Source organism: Streptomyces sp. NPDC030991, from assembly GCF_055571235.1.
Map to the genome: position 1 here is coordinate 68,776 of NZ_JBVIFR010000016.1, position 24,605 is coordinate 93,380.

Genomic DNA, 24,605 nt, shown 5'->3' on the forward strand with positions numbered 1-24,605 from the left:
CGTGCTGAAGGCGACGCTGCGGAGTTTTCTCGCGCACAAGGGACGCCTGGTGCTTTCGGCCCTGGCGGTGGTGCTGTCGGTGGCGTTCGTCGCGGGCAGCCTGATCTTCTCCGACACGGTGGCCCGCACCTTCGACCGGCTGTTCGCCTCGACCTCGGCGGACGTACGGGTGAGCCCCAAGGAGGACGACCTCGGCGAGGCGCTGCCGTCCGGCGAGGTACGCACCGTGCCCGCCTCGCTGGCCGCCCGGATCCGGACGGTCGAGGGGGTCGCCGCCACCCACGTCGACGCCGGGGTCGAGAGCATCACCGTGGTGGACCGGCACAACGAATCGGTCGGGCCGACCGGCGGCGCGCCCACCATCGCCACCAACTGGGAGCCGACGGAGCGCAGCCCGGTCCGGCTGACGTCGGGCCACGCGCCGCGCGGCGACCGCGAGGCGCTGCTCGACGCGGACACGGCCGACAAGAAGCACGTACGCGTCGGGGACACGCTCACCGTCATGGCACGGCCCGGGTCGTTCGAGGTCGAGGTCGTCGGCATCGCGACGTACCGCACCACCAATCCGGGCGCGGCCCTGGTCTTCCTCGACACGGGCACCGCGCAGCGCCGTCTGCTCGGCGGGGCCGGCCGGGCGACGAGCATCTCGGTCGACGCGACGGACAGCGTCAGCGACGCGCAGCTCAAGCGGAACATCGCGCAACGGCTCGGAGACACCTACGAGTTGAAGACCGCCGACGAGGACGCGAAGTCGGCGGTCGAGGATCTGGGCGGATCCCTCGACATCATCAAGTATGTGATGCTGGGCTTCGCTGGGATCGCCGTCCTGGTCGGTGTGTTCCTGATCGTCAACACGTTCTCGATGCTGATCGCCCAGCGGACCCGGGAGTTGGGGCTGCTGCGGGCGCTAGGCGCCGACCGGCGGCAGGTGCGGCGCTCGGTGCTGACGGAGGCGGTCCTGCTCGGTCTCGTCAGCTCCGCCGTCGGACTCGGGGTCGGGGTGGCGCTCGCCGCGGGCCTGATCAAGCTCATGGGCGTCTTCGGGATGAACCTCAAGTCCACCGAGATGGTGGTGGCTTGGGGCACGCCGGTCGCGTCGTTCGTGGTCGGCGTCGGGGTCACCTTCGTGGCCGCGTACCTGCCGTCGCGGCGGGCGGCCCGCGTCTCCCCCATGGCGGCGCTCGCCGACGCCGAGATAGCCGGTGCGGGACGGCCGTTGAAGGTGCGCGCGATCGTGGGGCTGCTGGTCGCCGCGGCGGGCGCGGCCGCGCTCGTCGGATGCGTGACGGCGACGCGGACCGGCACGGCGGGCACGCTGCTCTCGCTCGGGATCGTGCTGACACTGCTCGCGACGGTGATCGCCGGTCCGCTGCTCGTCCGCCCCGTGATTCGTGTGCTCGGCGCCGCGTTCCCGGCCGTGTTCGGTTCGATCGGCCGGATGAGTCAGCGCAACGCCCTGCGCAATCCGCGGCGCACCGGTGCCACGGCCGGCGCACTCATGGTGGGGCTCGCGCTGGTCGCGGGCATGTCCGTGGCGAGCGCGTCGATGAGCAAGTCCTTCGACGAGCAGATCGAGGAGACGCTCGGCGCCGACTTCACCGTGCAGAACGCCAACTTCCTGCCGTTCCCGCAGGAGGTGACCGACAGGATCGAGGCCACCGACGGCGTCGGCCTGGTCGTACGGCAGCGCTTCACCCCGCTCGCGGTGCGGATGCCGGACGGGAAACGGGTCGAGACGACCGCGGCCGGGTACGAGCGGCGGCTCGACGACGTCGCGCACGTGCCGTACGCGCAGGGAGGCACGGCGGCGGCGCTCGCGCCCCGGCACCTCGCCTTGCAGAAGGAGTTCGCGGACGACCACGGGGCGCGGGTCGGCAGTGTGCTGCCGGTGGAGCTGCCCGGCGGGCGGCGCGCCGACTTCACCGTGGGCGCCCTCACCGACCAGGAGGGCGGCGGCTTCGGCATCCAGGGCGGCTTCTTCATGGGGCTCGCCACCCTGGAGCGGTATGTGCCCGGCGGCCAGGACTCGGCGGTGTACGTGAACGCGGCGCCCGGCACCTCGGCCCAGACGCTGCGCAGCCGCCTGGAGAAGGCACTCGACCCGTATCCGCAGGTGCAGGTGCGCGACCTGGCCGACTACAAGAAGCTCGTCCACGACCAGATCGCGGTGCTGCTGTACCTGGTGTACGCGCTCCTGGGCCTGGCCATCGTCATCGCGGTCCTCGGTGTGGTCAACACTCTGGCCCTGTCGGTGGTGGAGCGCACCCGGGAGATCGGGCTGCTGCGGGCGATCGGGCTGGCCCGGCGGCAGTTGCGGCGCATGATCCGCCTGGAGTCGGTGGTGATCGCGGTGTTCGGCGCGGTCCTCGGGCTCGCCCTCGGCCTCGTGTGGGGGGTCTCCGCACATCACGTCCTCGCACTGGAGGGCATGAAGGCGCTGGCGATCCCGTGGCCGACGATCGTCGCGGTGGTGGTCGGTTCGGTGCTCGTGGGTCTTGCGGCGGCGCTGCTTCCGGCGCTGCGGGCGTCCCGGATGAACGTGCTGACGGCGATCGCGCACGAGTGACCGGTCGGGACCGCGGGGCGGGCGGCGGCGTCCGCCATGTGGAAAGGGCGGCGGGCCGGGCGGGGCCGGTGCTGGGATCGGGCCATGAGCGATCTTCGTATCCGGTCCGCGTCCCCCGCCGATCTCGACGCCGTGCTGGCGTTCTGGAAGACGGCCGCCGAGGGCACCAGCATCAGCGACGACCGCGTCGGCGTGGAGCGCCTCGTCACGCGGGACCCGCGGGCGCTGCTGCTCGCGGAGCGCGGCGGGGAGCTGGTGGGCACGGTCATCGCCGGGTTCGACGGCTGGCGGTGCCATCTGTACCGGCTCGCGGTGCGCCCGGACGCACGGCGGCAGGGCATCGGGTCGGCGCTGCTGGCCGCCGCGGAGGAGCGGTTCGTGGCGCTCGGCGGGCGGCGCGGCGACGCGATGGTCCTGGACCGCAACGAGCGGGCGCACTCCGCGTGGCGGGCCGCCGGTTACACGCCCGAGCCGCAGTGGTCCCGCTGGGTGAAGCCGCTGGCCGCGGAGTGAGCCCGGTGCCCGGAGCCAACCGCGCTTTGCTGAGCCTTTACCATGGGAGGGTCATTCGAACTTCTGCGAAAGGTGTGAGCGTCCGCCCATGGGCGAGCCCCCCAGTACCCGGTCCGTCCCCCTGCGTGGTCCACGAGAGCGCGCGTCACTCCCGCCCCTGGCCGATCATGGGACGGAGGTGACCCGATGACCGAAGTGCTTCTGCTCGCCGTCGCAGTGCTGCTCTCGCTGGCCTGCGGCGCCTTCGTCGCGGCGGAGTTCTCGCTCACCACCGTCCAGCGCGGCGACCTGGAACTCGCTGTCGAGCGCGGTGAGCGCGGCGCCTCCGGTGCCCTCAAGGCCGCCCGGAACCTGACCTTCCAGCTGTCCGGCGCACAGCTCGGCATCACCGTCACCAACCTGGTCGTCGGCATGCTCGCCGAGTCGTCCATCGCCAAGCTCATCGCCGGTCCGCTCGAAGCGGTCGGCATCCCCGCGTCGGCGTCGACATCGGTCGCCCTCGTGCTCGGCACGGCCCTGTCGACCGTGTTCCTGATGGTCGTCGGCGAGCTGGTGCCGAAGAACTGGGCCATCTCCTCACCGCTGGCGGTCGCCAAGCGGGTGGCGACGCCGCAGCGCTGGTTCAGCGCGGCGTTCCGCCCGTTCATCACCCATCTGAACAACACCGCGAACCGCCTGGTGCGCCGCTTCGGCATCGAGCCGACCGAGGAGCTGGCCTCCGCGCGCGGGCCGCAGGAGCTGATGGCGCTCGCCCGGCACTCCGCGAAGGAGGGCGCGCTGGAGGCGGACACCGCGGAGCTGTTCGTCCGCACGCTCAACCTGGCGGACCTGACCGCCGAGAACGTGATGACGCCACGCGTCCAGGTCATGGCCCTCGATGTCCAGGCCACCTGCGAGGACGTGGCGAACGCGACCCGGGCGACAGGGCTGTCCCGCTTCCCCGTCTACCGCGGCAGCCTCGACTCCGTCGTGGGCGTGGCGCACATCAAGGACGTCCTGGCCGTCCCCGCCGAGCAGCGGCCCCGCAAACGCGTGTCCGAGCTGCTGCGCGAGCCGCTGCTCGTCCCGGAGACCCTGACCGTGGACCGGCTGCTCGACCGGCTCTCCGGCAGGCGCACCATGGCCGTCGTCATCGACGAGTACGGCGGTACGGCCGGTGTCGCCACCCTGGAGGACATCGTCGAGGAGGTCGTCGGCGAGGTCCGCGACGAGCACGACCCGCACGAGACGCCCGACATCGCCGCCGCGGGCACCGACGAGCAGGGCCGCACCCTGTACTCGGCCGACGGCTCCGCCCGCACCGACCAGCTCGCGCGTGTGGGACTTCGGGTGCCGGACGGCCCGTACGAGACGCTGGCCGGGCTGGTCGCGTCCGAGCTGGGGCGGATCCCGGACGTCGGTGACCGTGTCGAGGTCACCGGGTGGCGGCTCGACGTCGTGGACGCGCGCGGACACCGCGCCGCCCGCGTCCTGCTGCACGCCCCGCTCACCGGCACCACCCCGCAGGAGGAGACGCGATGACCGCGATCCAGTTGTTGATCGGTCTGGCGACGCTCGTCGTCAACGCCTTCTTCGTGGGCGCGGAGTTCGCCCTGATCTCCGTACGGCGCAGTCAGATCGAGCCGTACGCCGAGGACGGCGACCGGCGGGCGCGCAGCGTCCTGTGGGGTCTCCAGCACGTGTCGGCGCTGCTCGCCGCGGCGCAGCTCGGCATCACGCTGTGCACGCTGGTGCTGGGCATCGTCGCCGAGCCGGCCATCGCGCACATCCTGGAGCCGCTGTTCGACGGCGTCGGGGTGGCGCACGGTCTGGTCCACCCGATCTCGTTCGTGATCGCGCTGACCGTGGCCACGTATCTGCACATGCTGCTCGGGGAGATGGTGCCGAAGAACGTCGCGCTCGCCGAGCCGGTGCGCTCGGCACTGCTGCTCGGCCCGCCGCTGGTGGCCCTGGCGCGCGCCCTGCGGCCGGTCATCTTCACGGTGAACGCCTTCGCGAACGGGGTGCTCAAGCTGTTGCGCGTGGAGGTCAAGGACGAGGTCACGGCGACGTTCTCAGACGACGAGCTGGCCCGCATGGTCAAGGACTCCTCCGAGGCGGGCCTGATCGACGACCGGGCGCAGGAGCGCCTGCACGACGCGCTGGAGCTGGGCCGGCGTCCCATCAAGGACGTCGTCCTGCCGCTGGAGAAGGTGGTCTACGCGCGCGTGGGCGTCACGCCCGAGCAGTTGGAGCAGTTGTCCGCGCAGTCCGGATTCTCGCGGTTCCCTGTGGTGGACGAGGGGCGGCGGATCGTCGGCTATCTGCACGTGAAGGACGCGCTGGACGCGATGCCGCGCGATCTGCCGTTCCGGGTGCCGGACATGCGGTCGATCGCCCGGGTGCGCGAGAGCACGCCGCTGGACGACGTCCTCACGGCGATGCGCGGCAGCCGTACGCATGTGGCGGCGGTGCTCGGCGCGGACGGCCGGCTCGCCGGGATGGTGACCATGGAGGACGTGCTGCGCGAGCTGTTCGGGCAGCCCGCGTGAGGTCACCCCGCCCGTAGCGACGCGGGGGACCTGGCTAGGCCGCGGGTCCGCCGGGGTGCGGGTGGGCCCCGTGGGTCGCGCCCTCGGTGGGTGTCTCCAGGACCCCGGGACCGCGGGCGCCGACCCCCGCGGTGCCGACGGCGGTGAGGACCGCGAGGAGGGTGGCGAGGCCGGCGGTCCCGAGGGCCCCGGCCCAGTCGACGTCGAACAGGTTCGTCGCCCCGGCGACGAGGACGGCGGCCAGGGCCTGGGCGAAGGTCCGTACGGCGCGTTCGGCGGTGGCCTTCCAGAAGGAACTGGTCCACATGGTGCACTCCCCCGTGACGTGGTGCTGCGGTGTGTGTTCCCGGCATACCGCCGTCCGGAGCCGCTGCCCAGACCTGCCGCGTACGCGCCGGTCACCGGGCGGGATACGATTTCTGCCGCCATGCAGATGAATGCCGAATACACCAGTCTTGTCGCGGTCGGCGACTCCTTCACCGAGGGCATGTCGGACCTGCTCCCCGACGGCACCTACCGGGGCTGGGCCGACCTGCTGGCCGCTCGGATGGCCGCACGAAGCCCCGGCTTCCGCTACGCGAATCTCGCCGTGCGCGGCAAGCTCATCAAGCAGATCGTCGACGAGCAGGTCGACGTGGCCGCCGAGATGAAGGCCGACGTGGTGACGCTCGTGGGCGGCCTCAACGACACGCTGCGGCCCAAGTGCGACATGGTCCGGGTGCGGGACCTCCTCACGGAGGCCGTCGAGAAGCTCGCGCCGTCGTGCGAGCGGCTCGTCCTGATGCGCAGCCCCGGGCGCGACGGCCCGGTGATGCAGCGCTTCCGGCCGCGGATGGAGGAGCTGTACGTCTGCATCGACGACCTCGCCGCGCGCCACGACGCCCTGGTCGTCGACCTGTACGGGGTGCCCGTCCTCGGCGATCAGCGGATGTGGGACGTGGACCGGCTGCATCCGACCGCGGAGGGCCACCGGCGGATCGCCGAGGCGGTCTGGCAGGCCCTGGGCCACGAGGCCGAGTCGGACTGGCGCACGCCCCTGGAGGCCGCGGTGGCGCCGGGCTGGATGTCCCGCCGCGTGGCCGACGCCCGCTTCGCCCGGCAGCACCTGGGTCCGTGGATCGGCCGCAGGCTGACGGGCCGGTCCTCCGGCGACGGCCGCCCGCCCAAGCGCCCCGACCTGCTCCCCTGGACGCAGGAGTAGCGCGGTCCGTCCGGGCCCGCGCGGACCGGCGCACGAGCGGAACTCGCTTTGTCATGACATCCGTACGTACGAACCTACGGACATATGGAGCTTAATGGGAAGTGCGCCATACTGTTGTCGTTTCGCAGCAGTGCCCAGGAGGGTGACGTGGAGTCGTTCACGAAACTGATCACCATCGACCGGAGCAGCCCGGTCCCGCTGTACTTCCAGTTCGCCCAGCAACTGCAGCAGCTCATCGAGACCGGCGTCGTGCCGCCGGGCACGCGACTGAGCAACGAGATCGCCCTGGCCGACCAGTTCGGACTCTCCCGCCCGACCATGCGGCAGGCGATGCAGCACCTCGTGGACAAGGGGCTGCTCGCCCGCAAGCGCGGCGTGGGCACCCAGGTCGTCACCAACCGCATCCGCCGCCAGATCGAGTTCTCCAGCCTCTACGACGACCTGGAGCGCGACGACCGGCACCCGAGGACCGAGGTGCTGGCGGTCGCCGCCCGGCCCGCGGACGCCGCGACCGCCGCGGCGCTGCGGCTCGACGAGGGCACCGAGGTCCTGGCGATCGAGCGGCTCCGGTTCGCCGACGAGCAGCCCATCGCGCTCATGCGCAACCACCTCCCGCTGGGCCTGGCCGATCTGAACGCCGAAGCCCTGACCGAGGCGGGCCTCTACCAGCTGCTGCGCAGGTCCGGCGTGGACCTGCACACGGCCGAGCAGACCATCGGCGCCCGCCGCGCCACCGCGGCCGAGGTCAAACTGCTCGACGAGACCCGCGGCGCCACCCTGCTGACCATGACCCGGACCGCGTACGACGACACGGGCAGGCCCATCGAGTACGGGGCCCACCTCTACCGGGCCTCGCGCTACTCCTTCGAAATGACCATCGCGGCCCGCTGACAGCACCGCGGCGCACCGCTCCGTGGCGTCCGGACGACCGGCGAGCCCGGACCCTATATGTCAGGACAATAGGTTGACAGGCTGTGATCGGTAGGGGCAGTCTCGGGGCAGGTGAGCGGGAGACCGGCCCCGCGCGCCGCGTGAACCACAGAAAGGGAGGAAGGCCGTGACCACACCGCTCGCCCAGCGCGTCGCGGGAGCTCCGATCTCCTGGGGGGTCTGCGAGGTCCCCGGCTGGGGGCACCAGCTCGCCCCCGACCTGGTCCTGCGCCAGATGCGCGAAGTCGGCCTCACCGCGACCGAGTTCGGCCCCAACGGCTTCCTCCCCGACGCCCCGGCGGACAAGGCCGCGACGCTCGCCTCGTACGGCCTGCGGGCGGTCGGCCAGTTCGTCCCGGCCGTCCTGCACGATCCGCACCACGACCCGCTCCCCGGGATCGGGACGGCGATCGCCGCGCTCCTCGCCGCCGACGCGCGCACGGTCGTCGTCGCGGCCGCCACTGGCACCCACGGTTACGACGCCCGCCCCCCGCTCGACGCCGCCGGCTGGTCGGCGCTCCTGGCCAACCTCGACCGGATCTCCGCCGTCGCCGCCGACGCCGGCCTCGTCGCGACGCTCCATCCGCACGTGGGCACCATGATCGAGTCGGGCGAGGAGACCCGGCGCGTCCTCGACGGCAGCGGCATCGGCCTGTGCCTGGACACCGGGCACCTGCTCATCGGCGGCGCGGACCCGGTGGCCGTCGCGGCCGGGCAGCCCGGGCGGATCGCCCACGTCCACCTCAAGGACGTACGCCTGGACCTCTGCGACCGGGTGCGGGCCGGGCGGATGACGTACACCGAGGCGGTCGCCGCCGGGATGTACGTCCCTCTCGGCGCCGGCGACATCGACATCGCCGCGATCGTCGGACTCCTCGAAGCCGACGGGTACACCGGGTGGTACGTGCTCGAACAGGACACCATCCTGCCGCCCCCCTCGGGCACCGGGGCCGGCGCCGGGCCCGCCGACGAGGTCCGCGCCTCGGTCGCGCACCTCCTCTCCCTGCCCGGCGCCGCCGGGCACCGCGCGGACCCCGTGGAGGGCTGACCCATGGCTCACGAGCTCGTCGCCATCGGCCGGACCGGGGTCGACATCTACCCCCTCGACCAGGGCGTCGGCCTGGAAGAGGTGCGGACGTTCGAGAAGTTCCTCGGCGGGAGCGCGACGAACGTGGCCGTCGCGGCGGCCCGGCACGGCCGCGACGCCGCCCTCATCTCCCGGGTCGGCCGCGACCCCTTCGGCCGGTACGTACGGCAGGAGGCCGCCCGGCTCGGCGTGGACACCGCCCACCTCACCCCGATCACCGCGCCCGACGGGCCGCCCACACCCGTGACCTTCTGCGAGGTCTTCCCGCCCGACAACTTCCCGCTCTACTTCTACCGGTACGCCGGCGCGCCCGACCTCATGATCGAAGCCGAGGAGCTGCCGCTGGACGACATCCGGGAGGCGGCCGTCTTCTGGGCGACGGTGACGGGCCTGTCGGCCGAGCCGAGCCGGGCCGCCCACTTCGCCGCCTGGCAGGCCCGGGCCCGCCGCGCTCACACCGTCCTCGACCTGGACTACCGGCCGATGTTCTGGACCGGCCCCGAGGAGGCGACACGGCAGGTGGAGCGGGCGCTCGACCAGGTCACCGTCGCCGTGGGCAACCGGGAGGAGTGCGAGATCGCCGTCGGCGAGAGCGAGCCGCGCCGGGCGGCCGACGCGCTCCTGGACCGCGGCCTCGCACTGGCCGTCGTCAAGCAGGGCCCGAAGGGGGTCCTCGCGGCCACCCGGCACGAGCGGGTGGAGGTCCCGCCGTTCCCGGTCGACGTCGTCAACGGCCTCGGGGCCGGGGACGCGTTCGGGGGCGCCCTCGTCCACGGCCTCCTCAGCGGCTGGGAGCTGCGCAGGACCATCGAGTTCGCCAACGTCGCGGGCGCCCTCGTGGCCTCCCGCCTCGCCTGCTCCACCGCCATGCCGACGACGTCCGAGGTGGAAGCGGCCCTCGCCGCCCCGCCGCGGGCCCGGAGGGCGGGAACCGCATGATCGACGCCGCACGGCTGACCGGGATCCGCGCCGACGACCCCGGGCGCGTCGGCCGCTCCTGGCAGAAACGCTCCCGCCGCCCGCTGGGCGGGCACGACGGGCGCCTGCTCATCGTCGCCGCCGACCACCCGGCCCGCGGCGCCCTCGGGGTCCGCGGTGACGACAGAGCCATGGCCAGCCGCACCGACCTGCTGGACCGGCTGGCGACCGCGCTGGCCCGGCCCGGCGTGGACGGGGTCCTCGGCACCCCCGACCTCCTCGACGACCTCCTGCTCATGGGAGCCCTGGAGGACCGGATCGCCATCGGTTCGATGAACCGCGGCGGGCTCCAGGGCGCCGCCTTCGAACTCGACGACCGGTTCACCGCGTACACCACCCAGGTGATCGCCGCCCAGGGGCTCGAGGGCGGCAAGACGCTCACCCGGATCTGCCTCGACGACCCCGGCACCGTACGGACGCTGGAGGCGACGGCGGCGGCGGTCACCAGCCTGGCCGAGCACAGCCTCATGGCGATGGTCGAACCGTTCCTGACGGTGCGCCACGAAGGGCGCGTACGCAATCTGCTCGATCCCGACAGCGTCATCAGGTCGATCCACATCGCGAGCGGGCTCGGCGCGAGCAGCGCCTACACCTGGCTGAAGCTGCCGGTCGTCGACGAACTCGCGCGTGTCCTGGACGCGACCACGTTGCCGACGCTCCTGCTCGGCGGCGACCCGCGGGGCGACCCGCACGAGACCTACGCCTCCTGGGCGGGCGCCATGTCCCTGCCCGCGGTGCGCGGGCTGGTGGTCGGACGCGCCCTCCTGTACCCGCCCGGCGGCGACGTCGCCGCGGCCGTCGACATCGCGGCCGGGCTCGTCCACGGCAACCGTCGGTGACCTGGAGGTTCCTCCAGCGGGCAGGTGGTTCGGAGCCTGTAGGGACGCCCGGTAAACTCCGTACACGTGACTGCGCCTGCCAAGCCCCGTATCCCGAACGTTCTCGCCGGACGCTATGCCTCCGCCGAGCTCGCCACCCTCTGGTCGCCCGAGGAGAAGGTGAAGCTGGAGCGCCGGCTCTGGCTCGCCGTGCTGAAGGCCCAGAAGGACCTCGGGATCGAGGTGCCTCAGACCGCGATCGCCGACTACGAGCGAGTGCTGGACCAGGTCGACCTGGCGTCGATCGCCGAGCGCGAGAAGGTCACGCGCCACGACGTGAAGGCCCGCATCGAGGAGTTCAACGCACTCGCCGGGCACGAGCAGGTCCACAAGGGCATGACCTCCCGCGACCTCACGGAGAACGTGGAGCAGCTCCAGATCCGGCTCTCCCTTGAGCTGGTGCGCGACCGCAGCGTGGCCGTCCTCGCCCGCCTCGCCAAGCTGGCCGGTGAGTACGGCGAGCTGGTCATGGCGGGCCGCTCGCACAATGTCGCCGCGCAGGCCACCACGCTCGGCAAGCGCTTCGCGACCGCCGCCGACGAGCTGCTCGTCGCGTACGGCCGGGTCGAGGAGTTGCTGGCCCGCTACCCGCTGCGCGGCATCAAGGGCCCGGTCGGCACCGCGCAGGACATGCTCGACCTGCTCGGCGGTTCCGCGGAAGGTACGGACAAGCTCGCGGACCTGGAGCAGCGGATCGCCGCCCACCTGGGCTTCTCCGAGGCGTTCACCTCGGTCGGCCAGGTCTACCCGCGTTCGCTGGACTACGAGGTCGTCACCGCGCTGGTGCAGCTGGCCGCGGCGCCCTCCTCGACCGCCAAGACGATCCGGCTGATGGCCGGGCACGAGCTGGTCACCGAGGGGTTCAAGCCGGGCCAGGTCGGCTCGTCGGCGATGCCGCACAAGATGAACACCCGCTCCTGCGAGCGCGTCAACGGGCTGATGGTGATTCTGCGCGGCTACGCGTCGATGACCGGCGAGCTGGCGGGCGACCAGTGGAACGAGGGCGACGTGTCCTGCTCGGTGGTGCGCCGTGTCGCGCTGCCCGACGCGTTCTTCGCGCTCGACGGTCTGCTGGAGACGTTCCTCACGGTGCTCGACGAGTTCGGCGCGTTCCCCGCCGTCGTCGCCCGTGAGCTCGACCGCTACCTGCCGTTCCTCGCCACCACCAAGGTGCTGATGGCGTCGGTGCGCGCGGGCGTGGGCCGCGAGGAGGCGCACGAGGCCATCAAGGAGAACGCGGTCGCCGCCGCCCTCGCGATGCGCGAGCAGGGCGCCGAGCGCAACGAGCTGCTGGACAAGCTGGCCGCCGACGCCCGTATCCCGCTGGACCGGGCGCAGCTCGACGGACTGATGGCGGACAAGCTGTCGTTCACGGGCGCGGCCGCCGGTCAGGTGGAGCAGATCGTGGCCCGTGTCGAGCGGATCGTGAAGCAGCACCCGCGGGCCGCGGGGTACGCGCCGGGGGCGATCCTCTGACGCGGCCGACCCCCGCGGAGCTGGAGGCCGCTCGTGACCGTCTGGTTCCGGACATCGTCGCGAGCGGCCTCCACGTGCTCTTCTGCGGTATCAACCCCGGCCTGATGTCGGCGGCGACGGGGCAGCACTTCGCGCGCCCCGGCAACCGGTTCTGGCCCGTGCTGCACCTCTCCGGCTTCACGCCGCGCCGCCTCCACCCCGCCGAGCAGGACGAGCTGACGTCGTACGGGCTCGGGATCACCAACGTGGTCGCGCGGGCCACGGCGCGGGCCGACGAACTGAGCGCCGAGGAGTACCGGGAGGGCGGGCGCCTCCTGACGGAGAAGGTCGCGCGGCTGCGGCCCCGGTGGCTCGCGGTGGTGGGCGTGACCGCGTACCGCTCGGCCTTCCAGGAGCCCAAGGCGCGCATCGGGCCGCAGGAGCGGACGATCGGCGGCGCCCGGGTGTGGGCGCTGCCCAACCCCAGTGGTCTGAACGCGCATTGGACGACGGCGACGATGGCCGAGGAGTTCGCCCGGCTGCGCGCCGCCGCGTCCTGCCCGGACCTGCCCGAGTAGTTACGGCTTGCGGGCCACGACCCCGAACTGGGCGACCAGCGGCCCCTCCTCGGTGCCTTCGGCGCGCCAGCGGGCGCACGAGACCAGGCCGGGCTCGACGAGCTCCAGCCCGTCGAGGAACGCCATGACCTCGGCGCCGGTACGGGCGGTGATGGGCGGGGTCGCGTTCTCGTTCCAGAACTTCATCGCCGCCTCGTTGCCCTCGCCGCCCAGTTCCAGCGTCGGGTGGGTCAGGACGACGTAGCTGCCGGAGGGGATCGCGTCGACGAGGCGGCGCACGATGGAGGTGGCCTCGTCGGTGTCGAGGACGAAGTTGAGGATGCCGAGGAGCATGACCGCGACGGGCCGCTCCAGGTCGAGCGTCTCGGACGCGGCCTCGATGATCGCCCGCGGGTCGTGCGCGTCCGCGTCCACGTAGTGGGTGGCGCCCTCGGCGGAGCTGGTGAGCAGCGCGCGGGCGTGGGTGAGCACGATCGGGTCGTTGTCGACGTAGACGACGCGGGCGTCGGGCGCGATGCGCTGGGCGACCTCGTGCGTGTTGTCCACGGTCGGCAGGCCCGTGCCGATGTCGAGGAACTGGCGGATGCCCGCCTCGCCCGCGAGGAAGTCCACGGCGCGGCCCAGGAAGGCGCGGTCGGCGCGGGCGACCTCGCCGATGCTCGGGTACATGGACGTCACCATGTTCCCCACCTGCTCGTCCACCTCGTAGTGGTCCTTGCCGCCCAGCCAGTAGTTCCACACACGGGCGTTGTGCGCGATGTGGCCGGCGATCCGCTCCCCCGGCTGCTGCGCGCTGTCGTCGCTCATGTGCTCTCCTTCGTGCGGTCCTCGGGGCGGTGAACCCTGTCGAGGTGGGGTCGGGCTCAAGATCCCATGGTGGCACGGGAGTTCCGTACAGGCGTGCTCAGGGAGGGGCTATGTCCGTGATCACCGTGAGGAGTTGGTACGGCTGGTCGTCACCCTGCCGGGCGACGGCGAGGGCCACCCATCGTTCGCCGACGCCCCACAGGTGGAGGTCCTGGGCACAGGCGCTGAGCCAGCCCCAGGGCTCGGGTATCTCCTCGCCGTGCTCGAGGGCCCGGGCATGCGTGCTCCACAGGCTCAGCCGGTACGGCTCCCCCCAGCGCGCGGTGAGCAGTGCGGTCAGGCCGTCGCGGTCGGCGTCCGCCTGGGCCTCCGCGAGGTCGCGGTCTCCGTCCCGCTCGGCCAGCTCGGCCATGACGAACCCGGGGCCGCCCCAGCCCGCGACGGAGCTGCCGTGCTCGGCCGGGAAGGGGCCGCTCCACAGCAGGTCGATCGTCGCGAGTTGCTCCGCGATGTTCATGCCTCCAGTAAAGCGGCCGCCACTGACAACGGGCCGACCGGGCGTCAGGCGTCCCTGCGGCGCACCGTCCACCAGCCGGCGAGGACGGCCGCCGCGGCCCACGCCCCGGTCACGGCGAGTCCCGTCCAGGGGCCGAGGGAGCCCACGGGGTGGTGGCGCAGGACCTGTTGGCCCGCGCGGTCGGGCAGGAGGTCGGCGGCGGCACCCGCGACGTCCCCGACGACGAACGACACGATCAGCAGGAAGGGGACGAGGATGCTCAACACGGCCACGGCGCTGCGCAGTACGGCGGTGAGTCCCGCCGCGAACAGCGCCATCAGCGCGAGGTACACACCGCCGCCGACGCAGGCGCGCAGCGCGCCGGGGTCACCGAGGCCGAGGGCGTCGTCGCCCAGGAACGCCTGACCGGCGAGGAACGCGGTGAAGGTCGTGGCGGTGCCGGTGACGAGGGCGCACCCGCCGATGACGCCGATCTTCGCTCCGTAGAGCAGAGTTCGGTCGGGTACGGCCGCGAGGGACACCCGCAGCGCGCCGTCGAGATATTCGCCGGAGACGGTGGTGGCGCCGAAGGCGAGGGCGGCGATCTGGCCGAAGTTGAGGGCGTAGAAGGCGCCGAGGAGGGCGTCGTCCCCGTGGTCGGCCTCGGCGCGGCCCACCGTGGCGAAGACGAGGACTGTGATCGTGACGGTGGACACGAAGACGGCGAGCAGCGATCCGAGGCTGCCGCGCAGCGATCTGACCTTGATCCACTCGGAGTGCAGTACGGCGGTGGTGGACATGGGTCAGACCTCCTGGAGCGGCGTGGCGGTGAACTCGGTGTCGTTCGCGGTCAGAGCGAGGTAGGCCTCCTCCAGCGAGGCGTGCTCGTCGGCGAGTTCGAGGACCGGGATGCCGTCGGCCGCGGCCAGGGCGCCCACCTCGGCGGCGGTGGCGCCGGTCACGGTGCAGCGGCCGTCCGCCGCGAGGGTGAGGGGGTGGCCCGCGCGCGCGAGTGCGGCGCGCAGCCGGTCGGGTTCGGTGGTGCGTACCCGGACGCGGCGGGCGCTGTGCGCGGCGATGAAGTCCGGCATCGAGGTGTCGGCGAGCAGCCGTCCGCGGCCGAGGACGACGAGGTGGTCGGCGAAGGTCGCGGTCTCGTTCATGAGGTGGCTGGAGACGAGGACGGTGCGTCCCGCGCGCGCGAGGTCGCGCAGCAACTCCCTGATCCAGACGATGCCTTCGGGGTCGAGTCCGTTGGACGGCTCGTCGAGCAGGAGGACGGCGGGGTCGCCGAGCAGGGCCGCCGCGATCCCGAGACGCTGGCGCATCCCGAGCGAGAACGTCTTCACGCGGCGCCCGGCCGCCGCCGCGATACCGGTCTGTTCGAGCACCTCCTCGACGCGGCGCACCGGGATGCGGTGGGTGGCGGCGAGCATCAGCAGGTGGTCGCGCGCGGTGCGGGCGCCGTGGGCGGCCTGCGGGTCGAGCAACGCGCCCACCTGGCGCAGCGGTTCGTCGTACGCCGCATAGGGGCGGCCCCCGATCAGGGCGCTCCCGGAGGTGGGCCTGGCGAGGCCGAGGGCGAGGCGCATGGTGGTGGATTTACCGGCTCCGTTCGGCCCGAGGAACCCGGTGACGCGGCCCGGCCCGACCCGGAAGGTCAGCCGGTCCACGGCGCGCGTCGTGCCGTACTCCTTGGTGAGGTCCTGGACGTCGATGCTGGTCATGACAGCAGCCTCGCGTGCTCCGGGGCGCCGGTCCTCCCCCGCCGGTGGGGACCGCCTCCCTCGCACGGGGGAGCCGCCGGCGCCGGCGCGGCTGGCACGATGGCCGCATGCCCCGCCTGCTGAGACCGCTGACGTGTGCGGTCACGTACACCCGTTGGCTGCATCTGTTGTGTGCCGCGGCGTTCGCCTTCGTGTGCGGCGCCATCTATCCGGGCCTCTCGTCCCCTTCCCCGCGGGACTGGGCGCTCATCTACGTCCTACCGGTACCGCTGCTCGTCCTGGTGGGGACGGTGCCGGTGGTCCGGCGCGCCGAGGGGTTGCAGGCGCGGTTGATGCTGTTTCCCGGCGGGCACGCGCGCGTGGCGGGCGGCGGCGCGGAGGGGGAGGTCTCGGTCACCCCGTCGGCCTCGTGGCGGGACCGGGGCAGGACGGCGGTCTGGCTGGTGCTGCGGCTGGCCCTGGGTCTCTCCGTGGCTCTTGTGACGTCGCAGCTGATGGCGGTGGTGCTGGAGTTGACCGGCGCCGCCGCGGGTCAGCCGGTGAGCACGGTGTCCCCGCTGCCGTTGCCGGGGCAGGGCTGGTGGTGCGCGCCGCTCATCCCCGTCGTGCTCCTGGCCCTGTTGTACGTGGTGGAGGGCGCGGGCCGGCTGATGGCGTGGGCGGCCCCGCTGTTGCTCGGCCCGTCCGCGGCCGAGCGCCTCGCCTTCCTGGAGGAACGGACCGAGCGGCTCCTTGAACGCAACCGCATCGCGCGGGAGCTGCACGACTCCATCGGCCACGCGTTGACGGTGGCGGTGGTGCAGGCGGGCGCGGCCCGGGCGGCGGGCGACGCGGCGTTCACGGACCGGGCCCTGGACGCCATCGAGGAGACCGGCAGGGCCGCTCTGGAGGATCTGGAGCGGGTGCTGGTGGTGTTGCGGGAGGCGGAGCAGCCGGTGAGTTCCCGCCCCACGCTGCGGGACGCCGACCGGCTGTTCGGTTCGGCGCGGGCCGCGGGGACGCAGGTGGACGTGCGCGTCAGCGGCCCGCTGGAGTCGGTGCCCGGGCACGTCTCACGGGAGGGCTACCGCATTCTGCAGGAAGGGCTCACCAACGTCCTGCGGCACTGCGGCACCGTCCCGGTCCGGGTCGCGCTCACCGTCGCCGACGGCCGGCTCTGCCTGGATGTGTGCAACGACCTGCCCGCCGGGGCACGGGCCGGGGCCGACGGTACGGGGAGCGGGCTGCGCGGGATGCGGGAGCGGGCCGCGCTGCTGGGCGGGCGGGCCCGCACGGGTCCTGTCGGCGGCCAGTGGCAGGTGCACGTCGAACTGCCGGTGGGGTGACCTAGGCTGGCCGGGTGCCGCTCACCGTGCTCCTCGTCGACGACGAACCCCTCGTCCGCGCCGGTCTGCGCGCCGTGCTGGAGGCGCAGCCGGACATCGAGGTAGTGGGTGAGGCGGCCGACGGCGCGGCGGTGATCCCCCTGGTGCGCGCGCTGTGCCCCGATGTCGTCGCCATGGACGTACGGATGCCGCTGCTCGACGGCATCGAGGCCACGCGCGCGGTGCTGCGTGCCGTGCGGCGACCGCCGAAGATCCTCGTCATCACCACCTTCGAGAACGACGAGTACGTGTACGGGGCGCTGCGCGCGGGCGCCGACGGGTTTCTGCTGAAGCGGGCACGGCCCGCCGAGATCGTGCACGCGGTGCGGCTCGTCGCGGCGGGTGAGTCCCTCCTCTTCCCGGCGGCGGTGCGCAAGCTGGCCGCCGAGTACGGCAACGCGTCGGCGCGGGCCACGATGGAGCGGGCCGCGCTGACCGAGCGCGAGGCGGCGGTGCTGCGGCGAATGGCGCGCGGCCTGTCGAACGCGGAGATCGCCGCGGATCTCGTGGTCGGCACGGAGACGGTCAAGTCGCACGTCAGCGCCGTGCTCGCCAAGCTCGGGGCCCGCGATCGGACGCAAGCGGTGATCGCCGCGTACGAATCCGGTTTCGTCGCGCCGCACTGAACGCCGTATCGCCTGTTTCGGAGCCTGCCCGGGTGAGCACCCGTTACCGCAGAAGTGCACCCGACTCTCGCCGGTGTCGGCCGTGGCGAGTACCATCCGGCGAACACGCGCAACTGCTGGGAGGACGGACGTTGGGGCAGCTGACCGGCGGGGATCCCTCTCTGCTCAGGCGGATCAACTCCGCGGTGGTGCTGCACGCGCTGCGCTCCACGGATTTCGCGACGCTCACCGAGATCACGCGGGTGACGGGGCTGTCACGGCCGACCGTGGAAGGCGTCGTCGAGGGGCTCATCGAGGCCGGACTCGTCGTGGAGACCACCGTCGAGGAACCGGGCGCGCGGCGCCAGGGACGGCCCGCGCGGAAGTTCCGCTTCCGGGCCGAGGCGGGGCATCTGCTGGGTCTGGAGATCGGGCCGCACCGGGTCGCCGCCGTGCTCTCGGCGCTCGACGGCAGGATCCTCGGCTCGGCCTCCAAGGACGTCGACGAGGCCGCACCGGCGGAGGAGCGCATCGAGCGGTTGCGCGGGACCGTCGCGGATCTGCTGCGCCGCGCCGGGGTGGCCCGCAGTTCGCTGCGCGCGGTCGGTGTGGGCAGCCCAGGCATCGTGGAGGCCGACGGCACGGTGCGGCTCGGTACGGCGCTGCCCGGGTGGACCGGGCTGCCGCTCGGTGAGCGGCTGCGGCGCTCCTTCAAGTGCCCGGTGATCGTGGAGAACGACGCCAACACGGCGGCCGTGGCCGAGCACTGGAAGGGCGCCGGGATCGAGTCGGACGACCTGGTGTTCGTGCTGGCGGGGCTCAGTCCCGGGGCCGGTTCCCTGATCGGCGGGCGGCTGCACCGGGGGTACGGGGGCGCTGCCGGGGAGATCGGGGCGCTGCATCTGCTGGGCCGCGAGGTGCGGCCGGAGACGCTGCTGTCGACGACGGACGAGCCGTTGCATCCGCTGGACGAGCCGGCCGTGGCGAAGGTGTTCGCGCTGGCCCGCGAGGGCGACGAGCGGGCCGGGGCGGCGATGGAGCGGTTCATCCAGCGGCTGGTGCACGATGTCGCCGCGCTGGTGCTGGCGCTGGACCCGGAGCTCGTCATCGTCGGCGGGTGGGCCGCCGGGATCGACGGGGTGCTGGATCCGCTCCGGCGCGAGCTGGAGCGGTACTGCCTGCGGCCGCCCCGGGTCGCCCTGTCGATGCTGGGCGAGGCGGCTGTGGCCACGGGGGCGCTGCGGCTCGCGCTCGATCACGTGGAGGAGCAGCTGTTCGCCACGGAGGGGACGGTTTCGGCCCGGCGATGACGGGGCTCGCGCCCGGGGCAGCTCGGTCCGGGGCCGGGTCTGGTTCGGGTCCGCTTGCGCGCCGTGCGCGGGTGACCGCCCTTCGCGGCCGGGCGCTCGGCTCCGGCGGGGTCGTCCCCCGCCGGCCGTGGGCGTGCGGGGTCAGGACGCCCGGGTCTCGGGGGTGTGGTGGATCTCCACGTCCGGGGTGTCGCCGAAGGTGAGGCGGCAGGTGTCGGCCCGGTAGGTGGCCATGGAGACCGCTGCCGTGACGCCGTCGCTGAAGTAGCGGGTCGTGACGACGAGGACCGGGGCGCCGGGAAGTCGGTCGAGTTCCCTCGCGTCGTCGGCGCGGGCCGAGCCCAGCTCGACCGCGCGGTCCTGGCCGTCGAGGCCGAACCGCTGCAGCTCGCGCAGGACGGCACGCGCGCGTGCGGCGCCGGAGGGAGCGTCTATGGCGGTCAGGTCGGGCACGGAGGCCGACGGGACGTAGAGCAGCTCGGCGGCGACCGGCTGACCGTGGGAGACGCGCGTACGGCGCAGCACGTGCACGGTCTCGCCCGGGGCGGTGCCCAGCATGTCGGCGACCGCGGCGGGCGGCACGGCCGGGGTGCAGTCGACGGCCTGCCACGCGTCCCCGCTGGCGCCGGGCCAGTCGTGGTCGTTCGAGGCGACGGCGACGCCCACCCTCGGCGGCGCGACGGTGGTGCCGACGCCGCGGCGGCGCTGCAGCCGTCCTTCGAGTTCGAGCTGCTCCAGGGCCTGCCGGAGCGTGGCACGGGCGACGCCGAAGCGGGCCGCGAGGTCACGCTCGTTCGGCAGGATCTCCCCGACGGCGAACTCGGAGTCGAGCGCCTCGCTGAGCACGGTCTTGAGGTGCCAGTACTTCGGCTCCGGTGCCGCTTCCAACTGCGTGGTCCCCACCCTGTCCTCCGCAACAGCCGTGCCCCGGCGGCTTTTTAGCGCCCTTGTTTATTAAAGGTTCCTGCACTATCCCTGCGAGCGTAGGGCCGCCTCCGAACTTGGTCAAGACCAATCCTCGATCGGTTACCGCCCGCACAGGGGCTTTGCCGCAGAGCGTTCATGGAGGGCCGCACTCCGTTCACGCGGCGTTCGTGCGGCACGCGCGAGGGCCCGCCGTCCGCGATCGCGGACGGCGGGCCCTTGTGGCGCGCGGCCTACAGCAGCGTCCGGAGCTTGTCCGGGTTGCGCACGATGTAGATGTACTGGACCTTGCCGTCGCTGATGCCGAGCTGGAAGACGGCGTCGAGCTTGCCGTCGGAGAGGGCGAGCAGCCCGAGGCCGCCGTTGATCTCCATGGTGCGGAACTCGAACCCCTCGGCGTTCCCCTGTCCCGCGGCGCCCGCCAGGAACCGGCCCACCTTGTCGGCGGTCTCCAGGACGCGTACGGGCGCCTTCGCCTTGCCGCCGCTGTCGCCGACCAGGCGTACGTCCGGGGCGAGCAGTGACATGAGTCCGTCGAGGTCGCCCTCGGTCGCGGCGGCGAGGAACCGCTCGGTCAGATCGCGCTGCTGGGCCGGGTCGACGTCGAAGCGGGGCCGCCGCTCCTCCACGTGCTTGCGCGCGCGTGCGGCGAGTTGGCGCACCGCGGCCTCGCCGCGCTCCAGGGTGGCCGCGATCTCCGCGAACGGCAGCCCGAACGCCTCCCGCAGCACGAACACGGCGCGCTCCAGGGGCGAGAGCGACTCCAGGACGACGAGGACGGCGAGCGACACGGAGTCGGCGAGCACGGCCCGTTCCGCGGTGTCGGGGACGGTGGGCCCGAAGTCGGTGACGAGCGGCTCGGGCAGCCACGGGCCCACGTAGGACTCGCGCCGGGTCTGTGCCTGGCGCAGCCGGTCGATGGCGAGGCGGGTGGTGACGCGGACCAGGTAGGCGCGCGGTTCGAGCACGTCGGCCCGGTCGGACCTGGCCCAGCGCAGCCACGCGTCCTGGACCACGTCCTCGGCGTCGGCGACGCGGCCCAGCATGCGGTAGGCCACGCCCATCAGGACGGGGCGGTGCTCTTGGAAGACATCGATCCCTGTATCAGTGGACACGCCCCCATCCCAACCGACGATCCACGCGCTGTCCACACGGAACCCGGCCCTCCGCTCGCCTGCCTCTTGAACTGGGGGCTACTGAGCGGTAATTGTTGCTGACGAGGTGTCTAAGGGACCGTCGGGATGTGGCGGGGACAGGGAGCGAGCGACATGGCGGCACAGGCGTCCTTCAGCATCGACGGCCCCGGCGGGCCGCGCACGGTGACCCTCGCGTACGAGCGCGCGGGGGCCGGGGAACCGCTCCTCCTGCTGCACGGGATAGGCCACCACTGGCAGGCGTGGCAGCCGGTGCTGCAGATCCTGGCGGCCGAGCGCGATGTGATCGCCGTGGACCTCCCGGGGTTCGGGACGTCACCCGCGCTGCCGGACGGTCTCGCGTACGGCCTGCCCGGCGTGGTGCCGGTCCTGGACGCGTTCTGCCGCGAACTCGGGCTCGACCGGCCCCATGTGGCGGGCAACTCGCTGGGCGGGCTGCTCGCCCTGGAGCTGGGCCGGGAGAAGCGCGTGCGGTCGGTGACGGCGCTGTCCCCGGCCGGCTTCTGGACCGAGGCCGAGCGACGCTACGCCTTCGGGACGCTGCTCGCGATGCGGCAGGGCGCGCGGGTGATGCCGCTGCCGCTGGTCGAGCGGCTGGCCCGGTCGGCCGCCGGGCGGGCCGCGCTCACCGGCACCATCTACGCGCGGCCCGGGCGCCGTTCACCGGACGCGGTGGTCGCCGAGACGCTGGCGCTGCGCCACGCGACCGGGTTCCACGAGACGCTCGACGCGGGCCGTGGCGTGCGCTTCCGCGACGACATCCCGGAGATCCCCGTCACCGTCGCCTGGGGCACGCGGGACCGGATCCTGCTGCGCCGGCAGGGCATCCGCGCCAAGCGGGTCCTGCCCGGGGCGCGCCTGGTCAGGCTGCCCGGCTGCGGTCACGTGCCGATGAACGACGACCCGGCCCTGGTGGCCCGCGTCATCCTCGACACGAGCCGGTGACCGCCGGCTGAACACGCCCGAGCCCAGGGCGACCCCGGCACCGACCAGGGCGCTGCCGACACCCTGGGCGAGGCCGTAGTTCCCCGAGCCGACCAGGGGCGCGGTGCAGGCCGCGGCGACCGGGATGAGCCCGGAGAACAGCGTGGCGCGCTCCGCGCCGATCCGCTGCACGCCCATGTACCAGCAGACGAAGCCGATCACGGTGACGATCACGGCCTGCCACACCAGGGCCGCCGCCTCCGTACGGTCGGGCACCCGCAGCCAGGCGGACCCGTCGGCGAAGAGGCCCACAACGGCCGCTTCCAGCGCGGCGATCGCGCAGACGACGCAGGACAGGAGCCGGGGGCCGAGCGGCCGCAGCACCGGTACGGCGAGCACGGCGAAGCCGACCTCACCGGCGAGGGCGCACGCGCAGAAGGCGAGGCCGGTGGCGTCGGTACGTCCCCACCCCTGGACGGTGAAGGCCCCGGCGGCCACGAGCAGCGCACCGTGCAGCACGATGGCCCGCGGCCCGCCCCGACCGGACAGCAGGGGCAGCACGACGGCGACGACGACGGGCGCGCATCCTACGAAGACACCCGGTACCGCCGGTTCAGCGGTCCGTTCGGCGGCAAGGACGGCGAGATTGAAGCCGATCATGCCGACGGCCGCGAGGGACGTGAGCCGTACCCAGTCGCGCGGCCCCAGGCGCCGGAGCGGCGCGGCGCCGCCCCGGCCGACCAGTGTCAGGAGCAGCAGGCAGGCGATCCCGTAGCGCAGGAACTGGCCGCCCGCGTACGGGTACCGGCCCAGCACGCTGTTGGCGGTGAACGAGCCGCCCACCAGGACGCAGGCGAGTGCGGCGAGCAGGGAGCCCTTGAGGTTCGTGGCGTTCATGACCTTCATGGCGCCGACGCTAGGGCGAAGGGTGGTCCCGTACGAGGACCACCGAGGGAGCGGTATCGGGGACCAATCGGAGAAGCCCGGGAGAAGCCGGGAGAGAGCGAGGAGGCCAGGAGGGCCCCGGGGGGCAAGGAGGTCCGGAGAGACGGGGAGGTCAAGAAGCCGGGGGCTCAGGGGCACGAGTGGCGTCGCATTAGGGTCGCTGCGTATGACGTCCACGAACCCGCCGCATTCCCCGTTCCCCGCTTGGGAGTTGCTGCTGCCGGCCGCTTCCGCTCCGGCACGCGCGCGTGGGCGTTCCTTGCAGTCGGCTCTGCGGGAGGCGGTGCGTTCGGGGCGGCTCGCGCCGGGGACGCGGCTGCCGTCGAGCCGGGATCTGGCGGGCGACCTCGGGGTGTCGCGCGGGCTGATCACCGAGGCGTACGAGCAGTTGACCGCGGAGGGCTACCTGCGCAGTGGCCGCGGCGCGGGGACGTGGGTGGGCGAGGCGGTGCGGGCCGCCGCCCCCGGGGCCCGGGACCTGGCGCCGCGCCCCTCACCGGACGTCCGGGCCGATTTCGTGGCGGGCGGCCCGGACCTGTCGCTGTTCCCCCGTTCCGCGTGGGCGGCGGCGCAGCGCGGGGTGCTCTCGGAGCTGCCGCATCCGGGCCTGGGGTATCCGGATCCGCGCGGTCTGCCCCGGCTGCGTACGGCTCTCGCGGAGTTGCTGGCACGGCGTCGCGGGGTGGTGACGGACCCGGAGCGGATCATCGTCTGCTCCGGGGTGACGCAGGCGGTGACGCTCCTCGCGAGCGTGCTCCACGCGCGCGGGCAGCGTGCCATCGGTGTGGAGCGCCCTGGCAGTCCGCAGCACGACGAGCTGTTCGCCGCGGCGGGGCAGCGGGCCGTGTCGCTGCCGCTGGACGACGAGGGCCTCGCCATGGCGCCGTTGCGCGCTTCGGGCGTGCGCACCGTGGTGACGACGCCGTCGCACCACTTCCCTTCGGGCATCGCGTACTCGGCGTCGCGCCGGGCCCGGCTCCTGGAGTGGGCGCGGCAGGCGGGCGGGCTCGTCGTGGAGGACGACTACGACGGGGACTTCCGCTACGACCGTGCCCCGGTGGGCGCCATGCAGGGCCTCGATCCGGACCACGTCGCCTATACGGGCTCGGTGAGCAAGTCGCTGGCGCCGGGGCTCCGGCTGGGCTGGCTGGTCGTGCCCGCCGCGCTGGCCGACGAGATCGTGGCGCGCAAGCGGTACATGGACCTCGGCAACCCCGCGCTCGACCAGGCGGTGCTGGCCCGCTTCGTCGAGCGCGGCGACCACGACCGGCATCTGCGGCGCTGCCAACGCGCGTACAAGGAGCGCCGGGACGCCCTGGTGGCCGCTCTGGAGGAGCACCTTCCCGGCACCGAGGTCTCGGGGATCGCGGCGGGCCTGCACGTCATCGCCACCCTGCCCGGGCGCTGCGGCCCCCAGGACGCGGTCCTGGCGCGGCTGGCGGCCTCCGGGGTGGCCGTCCGCCCGCTGAGTCACTACGGCGGCGGCGCGGGCGGTGACGGGGTCCCCCTGGTGCTCGGGTACGCGCATCTGACGCCGGCCCGCATCGCCGAGGGTGTCCGGCTCCTGGCACGCGCCGCCCGACGGCCGGGGGCCCGGTCCTGACGGCGGGCCGGGGAACGGGACTTCCGTCG

23 protein-coding genes and 1 pseudogene are annotated in these 24,605 nt (G+C 73.3%); 16 read left to right on the forward strand and 8 right to left on the reverse strand.

Annotated elements, in window-relative coordinates; all coding sequences use genetic code 11:
• Window position 1: 1 nt before the first annotated feature.
• The 4 genes from ACZ45E_RS27470 (at window position 2) to ACZ45E_RS27485 (ending at window position 5,610) form a co-directional block, all read left to right on the forward strand.
• Entirely contained in the window at window positions 2–2,566 is a 2,565-nt protein-coding gene (locus ACZ45E_RS27470) for an ABC transporter permease (RefSeq protein WP_468225259.1), read from the forward strand.
• A gap of 84 nt (window positions 2,567–2,650) precedes the next feature.
• A complete protein-coding gene (locus tag ACZ45E_RS27475) occupies window positions 2,651–3,079 on the forward strand; it encodes a GNAT family N-acetyltransferase (RefSeq protein WP_468225262.1) in 429 nt (142 codons plus the stop codon).
• 186 nt (window positions 3,080–3,265) lie between these two features.
• Window positions 3,266–4,600, forward strand: coding sequence for a hemolysin family protein (locus ACZ45E_RS27480; RefSeq protein WP_468225264.1), 1,335 nt, complete (start codon window positions 3,266–3,268; stop codon window positions 4,598–4,600).
• Entirely contained in the window at window positions 4,597–5,610 is a 1,014-nt protein-coding gene (locus ACZ45E_RS27485) for a hemolysin family protein (protein WP_468225266.1), read from the forward strand. The genes ACZ45E_RS27480 and ACZ45E_RS27485 overlap by 4 nt, the downstream gene beginning before the upstream one ends.
• A gap of 34 nt (window positions 5,611–5,644) precedes the next feature.
• Here the strand turns inward: ACZ45E_RS27485 and ACZ45E_RS27490 are convergent, their stop codons facing one another.
• Window positions 5,645–5,917 (reverse strand): holin, encoded by a 273-nt coding sequence (locus ACZ45E_RS27490; protein WP_468225267.1) that lies wholly within the window; start codon window positions 5,915–5,917, stop codon window positions 5,645–5,647.
• A gap of 120 nt (window positions 5,918–6,037) precedes the next feature.
• On the opposite strand from ACZ45E_RS27490, the gene ACZ45E_RS27495 reads away from it, so the two are divergent.
• The 7 genes from ACZ45E_RS27495 (at window position 6,038) to mug (ending at window position 12,717) form a co-directional block, all read left to right on the forward strand.
• The gene (locus tag ACZ45E_RS27495; protein ID WP_468225270.1) at window positions 6,038–6,811 is read left to right on the forward strand and encodes an SGNH/GDSL hydrolase family protein; all 774 of its coding nucleotides are present in this window, start codon (window positions 6,038–6,040) and stop codon (window positions 6,809–6,811) included.
• Between the two features lie 147 nt (window positions 6,812–6,958).
• On the forward strand, window positions 6,959–7,702 hold the full coding sequence (locus tag ACZ45E_RS27500; protein ID WP_468225272.1) for a GntR family transcriptional regulator: 744 nt from the start codon (window positions 6,959–6,961) through the stop codon (window positions 7,700–7,702).
• A 166-nt stretch (window positions 7,703–7,868) separates the two neighbouring features.
• Complete coding sequence (locus ACZ45E_RS27505) at window positions 7,869–8,789, forward strand: TIM barrel protein (RefSeq protein WP_468225274.1); 921 nt, start codon at window positions 7,869–7,871, stop codon at window positions 8,787–8,789.
• Window positions 8,790–8,792: 3 nt separating this feature from the next.
• Window positions 8,793–9,767, forward strand: coding sequence for a 5-dehydro-2-deoxygluconokinase (iolC, locus tag ACZ45E_RS27510; protein WP_468225276.1), 975 nt, complete (start codon window positions 8,793–8,795; stop codon window positions 9,765–9,767).
• Window positions 9,764–10,645 (forward strand): Cgl0159 family (beta/alpha)8-fold protein, encoded by an 882-nt coding sequence (locus ACZ45E_RS27515; protein ID WP_468225278.1) that lies wholly within the window; start codon window positions 9,764–9,766, stop codon window positions 10,643–10,645. The genes iolC and ACZ45E_RS27515 overlap by 4 nt, the downstream gene beginning before the upstream one ends.
• 66 nt (window positions 10,646–10,711) lie before the next feature.
• On the forward strand, window positions 10,712–12,160 hold the full coding sequence (gene purB / locus ACZ45E_RS27520; RefSeq protein WP_468225280.1) for an adenylosuccinate lyase: 1,449 nt from the start codon (window positions 10,712–10,714) through the stop codon (window positions 12,158–12,160).
• Window positions 12,157–12,717, forward strand: a complete 561-nt coding sequence (gene mug, locus ACZ45E_RS27525) for a G/U mismatch-specific DNA glycosylase (RefSeq protein WP_468225544.1) — start codon at window positions 12,157–12,159, stop codon at window positions 12,715–12,717. The genes purB and mug overlap by 4 nt, the downstream gene beginning before the upstream one ends.
• On the opposite strand, the gene ACZ45E_RS27530 is transcribed toward mug, so the two are convergent.
• From ACZ45E_RS27530 to ACZ45E_RS27545, 4 genes are all read right to left on the reverse strand, one after another.
• Window positions 12,718–13,524: an SAM-dependent methyltransferase gene (locus ACZ45E_RS27530; protein ID WP_468225282.1), complete on the reverse strand. Its 807-nt coding sequence runs from the start codon at window positions 13,522–13,524 to the stop codon at window positions 12,718–12,720. It lies immediately after the preceding gene.
• Between the two features lie 97 nt (window positions 13,525–13,621).
• Entirely contained in the window at window positions 13,622–14,041 is a 420-nt protein-coding gene (locus ACZ45E_RS27535; protein WP_468225285.1) for a hypothetical protein, read from the reverse strand.
• A 44-nt stretch (window positions 14,042–14,085) separates the two neighbouring features.
• The gene (locus ACZ45E_RS27540; RefSeq protein WP_468225287.1) at window positions 14,086–14,820 is read right to left on the reverse strand and encodes an ABC transporter permease; all 735 of its coding nucleotides are present in this window, start codon (window positions 14,818–14,820) and stop codon (window positions 14,086–14,088) included.
• A 3-nt stretch (window positions 14,821–14,823) separates the two neighbouring features.
• Window positions 14,824–15,747, reverse strand: a complete 924-nt coding sequence (locus ACZ45E_RS27545; protein ID WP_468225289.1) for an ABC transporter ATP-binding protein — start codon at window positions 15,745–15,747, stop codon at window positions 14,824–14,826.
• 107 nt (window positions 15,748–15,854) lie between these two features.
• Between ACZ45E_RS27545 and ACZ45E_RS27550 the strand changes: the two genes are divergently transcribed.
• The 3 genes from ACZ45E_RS27550 to ACZ45E_RS27560 all read left to right on the forward strand — a co-directional run bounded on the left by ACZ45E_RS27550 (window position 15,855) and on the right by ACZ45E_RS27560 (window position 19,026).
• Entirely contained in the window at window positions 15,855–17,072 is a 1,218-nt protein-coding gene (locus ACZ45E_RS27550; protein WP_468225292.1) for a sensor histidine kinase, read from the forward strand.
• Between the two features lie 14 nt (window positions 17,073–17,086).
• Complete coding sequence (locus ACZ45E_RS27555) at window positions 17,087–17,737, forward strand: response regulator transcription factor (RefSeq protein ID WP_468225294.1); 651 nt, start codon at window positions 17,087–17,089, stop codon at window positions 17,735–17,737.
• A 131-nt stretch (window positions 17,738–17,868) separates the two neighbouring features.
• Entirely contained in the window at window positions 17,869–19,026 is a 1,158-nt protein-coding gene (locus ACZ45E_RS27560) for an ROK family transcriptional regulator (RefSeq protein ID WP_468225296.1), read from the forward strand.
• Window positions 19,027–19,167: 141 nt separating this feature from the next.
• Here the strand turns inward: ACZ45E_RS27560 and ACZ45E_RS27565 are convergent, their stop codons facing one another.
• Entirely contained in the window at window positions 19,168–19,929 is a 762-nt protein-coding gene (locus ACZ45E_RS27565) for a GntR family transcriptional regulator (protein WP_468225298.1), read from the reverse strand.
• Window positions 19,930–20,183: 254 nt separating this feature from the next.
• A complete protein-coding gene (gene sigJ, locus ACZ45E_RS27570) occupies window positions 20,184–21,065 on the reverse strand; it encodes an RNA polymerase sigma factor SigJ (protein WP_468225301.1) in 882 nt (293 codons plus the stop codon).
• A 153-nt stretch (window positions 21,066–21,218) separates the two neighbouring features.
• Between sigJ and ACZ45E_RS27575 the strand changes: the two genes are divergently transcribed.
• Window positions 21,219–22,049, forward strand: coding sequence for an alpha/beta fold hydrolase (locus tag ACZ45E_RS27575; protein WP_468225303.1), 831 nt, complete (start codon window positions 21,219–21,221; stop codon window positions 22,047–22,049).
• 36 nt (window positions 22,050–22,085) lie between these two features.
• On the opposite strand, the pseudogene ACZ45E_RS27580 reads toward ACZ45E_RS27575, so the two are convergent.
• Window positions 22,086–22,934, reverse strand: a pseudogene (locus ACZ45E_RS27580) (DMT family transporter); the annotation flags it as partial.
• Between the two features lie 205 nt (window positions 22,935–23,139).
• Here ACZ45E_RS27580 and pdxR point away from each other — a divergent pair.
• Window positions 23,140–24,576 carry a MocR-like pyridoxine biosynthesis transcription factor PdxR gene (pdxR, locus tag ACZ45E_RS27585; protein ID WP_468225306.1) on the forward strand — a complete coding sequence of 479 codons (1,437 nt, stop codon included), beginning with the start codon at window positions 23,140–23,142 and terminating at the stop codon, window positions 24,574–24,576.
• Window positions 24,577–24,605 lie beyond the last annotated feature (29 nt).

Excerpts from the sequence above, each read along its gene's own strand:
- ACZ45E_RS27540 (WP_468225287.1), bottom strand. The coding sequence starts at position 14,820 with ATGTCCACCACCGCCGTACTGCACTCCGAGTGGATCAAGGTCAGATCG.
- ACZ45E_RS27495 (WP_468225270.1), top strand. The coding sequence starts at position 6,038 with ATGCAGATGAATGCCGAATACACCAGTCTTGTCGCGGTCGGCGACTCC.
- ACZ45E_RS27515 (WP_468225278.1), top strand. The coding sequence starts at position 9,764 with ATGATCGACGCCGCACGGCTGACCGGGATCCGCGCCGACGACCCCGGG.
- ACZ45E_RS27575 (WP_468225303.1), top strand. The coding sequence starts at position 21,219 with ATGGCGGCACAGGCGTCCTTCAGCATCGACGGCCCCGGCGGGCCGCGC.
- ACZ45E_RS27475 (WP_468225262.1), top strand. The coding sequence starts at position 2,651 with ATGAGCGATCTTCGTATCCGGTCCGCGTCCCCCGCCGATCTCGACGCC.
- pdxR (WP_468225306.1), top strand. The coding sequence starts at position 23,140 with ATGACGTCCACGAACCCGCCGCATTCCCCGTTCCCCGCTTGGGAGTTG.
- ACZ45E_RS27545 (WP_468225289.1), bottom strand. The coding sequence starts at position 15,747 with ATGACCAGCATCGACGTCCAGGACCTCACCAAGGAGTACGGCACGACG.
- ACZ45E_RS27490 (WP_468225267.1), bottom strand. The coding sequence starts at position 5,917 with ATGTGGACCAGTTCCTTCTGGAAGGCCACCGCCGAACGCGCCGTACGG.
- ACZ45E_RS27550 (WP_468225292.1), top strand. The coding sequence starts at position 15,855 with ATGCCCCGCCTGCTGAGACCGCTGACGTGTGCGGTCACGTACACCCGT.
- iolC (WP_468225276.1), top strand. The coding sequence starts at position 8,793 with ATGGCTCACGAGCTCGTCGCCATCGGCCGGACCGGGGTCGACATCTAC.
- ACZ45E_RS27530 (WP_468225282.1), bottom strand. The coding sequence starts at position 13,524 with ATGAGCGACGACAGCGCGCAGCAGCCGGGGGAGCGGATCGCCGGCCAC.
- ACZ45E_RS27535 (WP_468225285.1), bottom strand. The coding sequence starts at position 14,041 with ATGAACATCGCGGAGCAACTCGCGACGATCGACCTGCTGTGGAGCGGC.
- ACZ45E_RS27485 (WP_468225266.1), top strand. The coding sequence starts at position 4,597 with ATGACCGCGATCCAGTTGTTGATCGGTCTGGCGACGCTCGTCGTCAAC.
- ACZ45E_RS27480 (WP_468225264.1), top strand. The coding sequence starts at position 3,266 with ATGACCGAAGTGCTTCTGCTCGCCGTCGCAGTGCTGCTCTCGCTGGCC.